The 1,136-nt window shown below is 43.5% G+C and carries 2 protein-coding genes; both read left to right on the forward strand.

The genetic code is table 11. The annotated features are described in order from the left end of the window. A partial coding sequence (locus CG11_RS30520; RefSeq protein ID WP_052599914.1) for a hypothetical protein occupies nt 1-576 on the forward strand: 576 nt, incomplete at its 5' end. Nucleotides 577-819: 243 nt separating this feature from the next. Further along, on the forward strand, nt 820-1,136 hold a 317-nt coding region (locus CG11_RS26135), incomplete at its 3' end, for a hypothetical protein (protein ID WP_052599915.1).

The raw sequence follows: 1,136 nt of genomic DNA on the forward strand, positions 1-1,136 counted from the left end.
GCTGAAAATCGGGCAGCTTTGGGCTTGGAGTATGATGAGGACCTTACGTTGGTAAGAATGGAGGAAAAAGAGGCAACAGAAACGGAGGCAGCGCCTGAAGAGTCATCTGTTAGCTATTTGGGGATCGGTTTAAAAGCCTTGAGTTTATTGATGGACCTTAGAAAAGCCTACCGACAAGCTCAAGTGCCTTCTGCCCCAAATCCACCGTATCGAACAATCAATGATTTAGCCCAGCAAATTCACCAAGTCAATCGAGACAAAGGTTTTTGGGATAAAGAGCGCAATGTCGGCGAAATGTTGATGCTGGTGACCTCAGAGCTAGGAGAAGCGATGGAAGCGCATCGAAAGGGTAAGTTTGCGGATTGGGAGGCGTATTCCAATGAAATTTCTACGATAAAAACGGCTCCTTTGTCTTTTAAAAAGCACCTCAAAGATAGCTTTGAAGACGAGCTGGCAGATGCCACCATTCGGCTGCTCGATATGGCAGCAGGGTTAAAGATTGATTTAGACAAACACATTCAAGCGAAATTGGACTACAACCGCACTAGAGCCCGCTTTCATGGAAAGCAATATTAAATTTTGTTCAAAGGCAGGTATCAAGGTTACAGAGCAAATTTAATTTCAAGAAAAGCCATAATGGTCAACTGGAAAGGTTTAGAATGTGTGTGTGTTCGCATTCAGAAGGGTTCAATTCTCTTCCCAGTTACGAGAAATCAAGCGTAAGCGGATTCGTTACGGCGACGTATATGCCGATAGAATTTTACAGTTTTTAACAAGAGGGCAATCGAAGGAAAGTATTGCCCTCTTTCAACCCAATCAATGAGTCAACAGATAGACATACAGCCAACGGTTTTTAAAGGTTCTCTTGAAAGGAGTTTTTTTGATATGATCGACAAAAAAGCGACCTATCACGCAGGAAAAGACAAGATGGAAACCTATCAGAAAGAGCGCAAAAAAGGCGACAAGCGAGTAACGCCGTACACCCACGATTTATTTCACGCCATTATTCGAGCTGTAGCGCCCACGATGGAAGACATCAAAAAGCATCAACGGGAGCTGTACGAGGAATGTCGAGCAACAGGACAGTATTTTTGTTTTACCACCATTCCAAGTTTGCAAACGATGTTAAACGACAC

The sequence above is a fragment of the Aureispira sp. CCB-QB1 genome, assembly GCF_000724545.1.
Taxonomy (GTDB): Bacteria; Bacteroidota; Bacteroidia; order Chitinophagales; family Saprospiraceae; genus Aureispira.